This is a genomic window from Bacillus sp. NPDC060175 (genome assembly GCF_042728695.1).
GTDB lineage: Bacteria > Bacillota > Bacilli > Bacillales > Bacillaceae_G > Bacillus_A.
This window is the reverse complement of the sequence record NZ_JBHWYR010000141.1, coordinates 1-6,891: the sequence shown is the minus strand read 5'-3', so window position 1 is coordinate 6,891 and position 6,891 is coordinate 1. Positions and strand designations below refer to the sequence as shown.

3 protein-coding genes are annotated in these 6,891 nt (G+C 32.7%); 2 read left to right on the top strand and 1 reads right to left on the bottom strand.

What is annotated here, in order from left to right; translation table 11 throughout:
• The first annotated feature begins 611 nt into the window (after positions 1–611).
• The gene (locus ACFWDE_RS29445; RefSeq protein ID WP_377896257.1) at positions 612–2,315 is read left to right on the top strand and encodes a M4 family metallopeptidase; all 1,704 of its coding nucleotides are present in this window, start codon (positions 612–614) and stop codon (positions 2,313–2,315) included.
• Between the two features lie 483 nt (positions 2,316–2,798).
• On the top strand, positions 2,799–5,369 hold the full coding sequence (gene pulA, locus ACFWDE_RS29440; protein WP_377896256.1) for a type I pullulanase: 2,571 nt from the start codon (positions 2,799–2,801) through the stop codon (positions 5,367–5,369).
• A 388-nt stretch (positions 5,370–5,757) separates the two neighbouring features.
• On the opposite strand, the gene ACFWDE_RS29435 is transcribed toward pulA, so the two are convergent.
• Entirely contained in the window at positions 5,758–6,759 is a 1,002-nt protein-coding gene (locus ACFWDE_RS29435; protein WP_377896255.1) for an alpha/beta hydrolase, read from the bottom strand.
• Positions 6,760–6,891: the final 132 nt, after the last annotated feature.

Genomic DNA, 6,891 nt, shown 5'->3' with positions numbered 1-6,891 from the left:
GTATGGAAATATAGAGAATCATCGGTAAAAAATCCCCTGGATCGCTTTAAAAATTCAGGGGGTTTTTCATTTGAATAATTATTGTTTCATTTCTCACTATGTATATTTATAATATGCTTTAAAAGAACATACCTTAAGTTAATAAAATGTAATAGATATGTCCTTTTCTATATTTAAATGGTGAGAAAAATTTATCTTTAAAAGATATTTTTGACAAGATAAAAAAGCCTGAAACTCATATAAGACTTCAGCAGTCTCAAAACGTTCCAATCCATGCAGCTATAGACATAAATAACAAAATTATATTGAAAAATCTAACTTGTATATGCGTTGCCTCACTAAAGTATTTATCTACTATTCTTAAAATAGTAAAGAGTGGTTTTTTATGTTGTTAATAAGATATAAGTGTACTTTGATTAGAATGAATATAGATAATTAACAACTAACCAATTGGATGAGCACCTAAAAGGGCTCATTTTTTATTTTATCGACCACATATATGTAATTTTACATAATATTACATAAATTTTGTATTTTCTCTTTTTTTCGACATAAATAGACAGTATACTTTGTACAAGCTTTCTATTTCAAAAATTATACGAGGTGAAAAAATGAAAAACACAAAGACATTAACTAAAGTAGCATTAACAACAGGATTAGCTTTAACAGCTGTGGCACCATACGGAATAGGTCATGCAGAGGAAACAGATCAATTACAAGTTCAAATTCAGGAGGACTCATTCCGTTCAGGTGAACTTACACAACCGTCACAAAAAACACCAGAGAATGTAGTAAAAGATGCTCTTAAGGAGAAAGCTGAACAAGCTCTTTCTCCAAAGCAAGTCAATGGAGAAACAGGAGTAGATTATAAAGTTCTTCAAAAACGTGGTTCGTATGATGGAACAACACTTGTGCGTATGCAGCAAACATACGAAGGAAAAGAAGTATATGGCCATCAATTAACTGCACACGTAGATAATAAGGGTGTTATTAAAAGTGTTTCAGGCGATAGCGCGCAAAATTTAAAACAAGAAGAATTGAAAAAGCCTATTAATCTATCAAAAGATGAAGCGAAACAATATATTTATACGAAATATGGGAACGATATCAAGTTTATTTCTGAGCCAGAAGTTAAGGAAGTTATTTTTGTTGATGAAAATAATGGACAAGCTTCAAATGCATATCAAGTTACATTTGAAGCGGCAACACCAAACTATGTTTCTGGAACTTATTTAGTAAATGCACAAAATGGTGATATGTTAAAAAATATGGTACAAGAATCTAACTTAAAAGCAAGTGAAAAACTAGTTGGAGCTTTAAAGGAAAGTAAAAAAAGCAGTCTTACATCATTAACTGGAACAGGAAAAGATGATTTAGGTATATCTCGTTCATTTGGTATTTCTAAACAAAGTAATGGCAAATATGCACTTGCTGATTATACAAGAGGGCAAGGAATTGAAACATATGATGTGAATTACAGAGATATTACTAAAGAAGAAAGCTATTATCCTGGTACACTAGCAACCAGCACTTCAACAACATTTAACGATCCAAAAGCAGTAAGTGCTCATTACTTAGCAACAAAGGTATTTGATTTTTATAAAGATAAATACAAGCGTAATAGTTTTGATAATAAGGGACAAAAGGTAGTTTCAGTTGTACATGCTTGGGATTCTGAAGATACGAACAATCCGAAAAATTGGCAAAATGCATTAAGTGCTAATAATGGAAGTATGCTTGTATATGGTGATCCTATTGTCAAGGCATATGACGTAGCTGGACATGAATTTACACATGCTGTTACTTCTAGCGAATCTAATCTTGAATATTACGGTGAACCTGGTGCGATTAATGAGGCGCTATCTGATATTATGGGAACATCTATTGAGAAATACGTAAATAATGGAACCTTTAACTGGACAATGGGCGAACAAACTGGATCTGTTTTCCGTGATATGGAAAACCCAGCTTCTGTTCCATCTTCACTTGGAGTACCGTATCCAGATGATTACAGTGAATTTAACGATTTTAATGGATGGGATCAAGGTGGCGTTCATTTTAATTCAAGTATTATTAATAAAGTTGCGTATCTCATTGCAAAAGGCGGAACTCATAACGGAGTAACTGTTAAAGGAATTGGTGAAGATAAAATGTTTGATATTTTCTATTATGTAAATACAGATGAGTTAAACATGACATCTAATTTCAAAGAATTGAAATCAGCATGTATTCGAGTGGCAACTAATAAATATGGGGCGAATACAGCTGAAGTTCAAGCAGTTCAAAAGGCATTTGATGCAGCAAAAATTAAGTAAGTTAGAAATATAGTTTTCATTCATATATTAATACGGTATGAAAAACAGCTAATGTCACTTTAAGGATAGTAGCTGTTTTTTTTATGTGGCAATGCATTAGTGAAAATAAACTTACTAAGTAATAGTCACGCTGTCTATCTCCAATAAGTTGCGACAAATATATAAGGTTTAAAGTGTATAAAACAGAAAATTAATAATATATTGACCTCTTAATAGAAAGTGCTATAGAATGAAAGCGATAACAAACGATTGCTTTAAAATGATTTCCCTGATCTTTTAGTATTTACAAATATATGAAGGCATAAAGAAATCTATTTTTTTAAGTTTTAATGCAAACGCTTTCGTATTAAAAGATCGTTGAAATGCATACGTGAAATAGCCAATATGGGGGTGAAGTAAAAGAGATTTCTAGATTAATTTAAGCAGTGTAATTTAGACGAGCATAATAAATCGCTCGTACTATTTAAAGAGAGGGTGTATGTGGTGCAAATGACAAAAAAACTAATTAACAAATCAGTTTTATTACTTACTATAATCGTTATGTTATCATCTGTTTTCTCTTTTCAGAATGTGAAGGCAGTTTCAAATTCAAAAACAACTGAAATTATCATTCATTACAAAGAGCAGCCTGGAAATACAAAAGACTGGAATCTTTGGATGTGGGGAGAAAATGCAAATGGTAATTCATATGAATTTACTGGTGAAGATGAATTTGGAAAGTACGCAAAAATTAAAATAGATGGTGACTATAATCGTGTAGGCTTTATCATTCGTACAAATGAGTGGGAAAAAGACGGTGGAGATCGTTGGATTGAAAATATAAAGGACGGTCGTGCTGAAGTTTGGGTTCTTTCAGGCGATGAAAAGGTATATGATTCTAAGCCTTCTTCTGATCTCTCTATTCAAAAAGCGACTATTGATAGTTTCAATGAAATTACTGTAACGACTAATGTCCCGTTTAATAGTAAGGAACAGAAAATTGAAATTGAGGGCATTAAAATTAAGGAAATTAATTCTTTTGATAAAAATGGTGGCGATATTACTAATAAGGTCAAAATAATTACGGAACAGAAACTTGATTTAAAACAAACTTACAAAGTTAAAATAGAAAACTTCGCCTATGCGAATACTGAAATCGGTAAAGTCATTCGTAGCGAAGAATTTGATAATCTATTTTATTATAGTGGTAATGATTTAGGGAATGTACATACTCCGCAACATACAAAGTTCCGCTTATGGGCTCCTACTGCGAGTGAAGCGAAGTTAGTTACATATAAAAAATGGAGCGATAAAGTAGGTACTGAAATAAACATGCAACAAGGTGAAAAGGGAACTTGGAAAGCAGAACTTAAAGGGGACCAAAAGGGACTCTTTTATACGTATAAGGTGAAAATTGGGGATAAGTGGACTGAAGCGGTTGATCCGTATGTGCGTGCTGCTTCTGTAAATGGAGATAAAGGTGTCGTCGTTAATTTAAAAGAAACAAATCCGAAAAACTGGAAAGTAAACAAAAAACCGAAATTCAAAAGTCCGGAAGATGCTATTATTTATGAATTGCATGTACGCGATCTTTCCATTCAACCTGAAAGTGGTATTAAGCATAAAGGGAAATATTTAGGTGTAACAGAAAAAGGAACAAAAGGGCCTGAAGGTGTAAAAACAGGACTTGATCATATGAAAGATCTTGGTGTTACTCACGTTCAGTTTTTACCGATATTTGATTATGCTTCAGTAAATGAAGAGAATTTAAATGAACCACAATATAACTGGGGATATGACCCGAAAAATTTCAACGTCCCAGAGGGCTCCTATTCTACAAATCCTTATGAGCCGACTGTTCGAATAACTGAATTAAAACAAATGATTCAAACACTGCATGATAATAATCTTCGTGTTGTGATGGATGTAGTATATAACCATATGTATAATGCCGCTGAATCTAATTTTCATAAATTAGTTCCAGGTTATTATTATCGTTACAATGAAGATGGAACACTGGCAAATGGAACTGGTGTAGGAAATGATACCGCTTCGGAACGAAAAATGATGAGGAAATTTATGGTGGATTCCGTCACATACTGGGCAAAAGAATACAATTTAGATGGATTCCGTTTTGATTTAATGGGTATTCATGATTATGAAACGATGAATGAAATACGTAAAGGTGTTAATCAAATTGATCCTTCTATTATTCTGCATGGAGAAGGCTGGGATTTAAATACACCTCTTGCAGCTGAATTAAAAGCAAATCAAAAAAATGCGGAGAAAATGAAAGGGATTGCTCATTTTAACGATAATATACGTGATGGATTGAAAGGTAGCGTATTTGAGGAAAAAGAAAATGGTTTTGTAAATGGAAAGCAAAACATGGAAGACCGTATTAAAAAAGGCATTACGGCAGGTATTGACTATGATACAAATTCGTCTACTTATCAAGATCCAGAGCAGGTGCTAACTTATGTGGAAGCACATGATAATCATACATTATGGGATAAACTTGAGCTAACTAATCCAGGTGAAAGTGAAGAAGTGCGAAAACAAATGCACAAATTATCTTCTTCTATTTTATTAACATCACAAGGTATTCCATTTTTACATGCAGGACAAGAGTTTATGCGCACAAAATATGGTGATCATAACAGTTACAAATCTCCTGATTCAATTAACCAGATGGACTGGTTGCGCCGTGCAGCATTTAATAATGAAGTAGATTATATGAAGGGCTTAATAGATTTACGGAAAAAGTACCCAGCTTTTCGAATGACTTCTGCAGAACAAATTAAAAAGTATGTAGCTTTTATCGATGTTCCAAAAAATGTTGTAGCTTATACAATAGATGGAAAGGGAAGTGGGAATAAAAGCGAATACTTTATGGTGGCTCACAATGCAAATAGGGAAGCCGTTGACATAACACTTCCATCGAAAGGTCCATGGAAAGTGCTAGTAAACGAGAATCAGGCGGGAAGTAAAACACTTTACGTTGTCCATGACAATAAAATTAAAGTTCCTGCATTAAGTTCACTAGTTTTAAAAATAGAGAAACCGATTAAATAAATGCAAAAAGCGAAGTGACGGTTGTTCTCACTTCGCTTTAAAAGTTAACTTAATATAATTTCACATACTGTAATTATATTACAATTTAATAAACAAAAAGAGAAGAACTCACCAAGGTTCTTCTCTTTTTTATATGTAATTAGGGTTTCCATAACTGTAGATATGGATGGTGTAAATTAATGGATGAATAATTTACTCTTAAAATTATAACAGAACAATTAAAGATTTTTATATGTAATATTGCATATAAAGGGTAAACAACAATAATTTCTTTTCATAAAAATAAGCCCCTGGTGAAAATGATGAGTACCCCTTTTCCATATGAAATGAACTTGGTATAAAATGAAAGATTACAAGTATAAGATTCTATACTTAGTAATCCCTCACTTTAAGGTATGTCTTTGGGGAAGTGAGGGGAGTTCAATCGATTCTGAATAAAATTGATAGTATCAGTTGCAATTTTTTTACGCTTAAGAACAATCCCAGCATGTCCACATGTATAAATATATCGCGTAGGTCTTTCCCAGGATTCCCACAAATAGTCCGTATCCTCAGGATGCACATATAGATCGTGCTTGCCTGAAATTAATAAAATATTTTCTTTTTTCACTTTTGGTAATGCTTGACTCGGTTCAGTGATTTTCCAATAATTTATTAAATCATCATACGTTACACCATGATGTTCCAAGTCTTCTCTAATAAATTTACCTGGATTTGTCTTCCAAATCGAATAAGAAAGTCGATTCGCGTAGAAAATGGATGCTAATACATCAATCTCTGGTTCAACAAGAGATGTTAAGTTAGTAATAACCCCACCTAAACTGACTCCTATTAAAATCAAGGGGCCATTTTTATTTGCTTTAATCCATTTAATCAAAGCTCGTAAATCAGCTACCGCTTGTCTAGTGGCTTGTACAGTTCGTTCAATATTGGCACTTACCATGTACTCTCCACTGAATAAGGATTGGTTGGGTTTTCTTTCAAAATGATAGGGTAGAGTGAAATAATACATATTCCACTTCAAGTTGGTCATATGGTCGTGAAATATTTTTTTTACACGTTCGTTAGAATCCATTCTCCAACCGTGAACAAAGATGACATGAGGTGCATCTGCATTTTTATGTAAAAATAATTCCCCAGTCACAGAGTCGTTGCGTGAATCACCAGATTGAACCGAGCTTTTATATTTGAATTGTCCCACCATGTATTCTTTTTCCTGCTTTGAATGCTTAATGTTAAAATGAATATCAGATGGTTGTATTTTATAAAAAAATTCTATGTCCTTTATATATAGTGAGGTGTTAGAAAGAGAAGTATACTGAAACTCGACACTTCTTTTTTTGTGCAAATCATACAAGGCATATCGATCAATGAGTTTTGAAAAAATCAAATTAACCCCCTCCAAAATACATATTGTTTTAAAACATGGATAAAATTTATGTTTTCTTTATGCTGTTAATTAATTATAAAAACAGGTGATAAATTTGTATATTATATTATAAAGCTAGTAATAAAATAAAAC

Bases quoted from the DNA above. Each gene is read 5' to 3' on its own strand.
- ACFWDE_RS29445 (WP_377896257.1), top strand. From the start codon at position 612: ATGAAAAACACAAAGACATTAACTAAAGTAGCATTAACAACAGGATTA.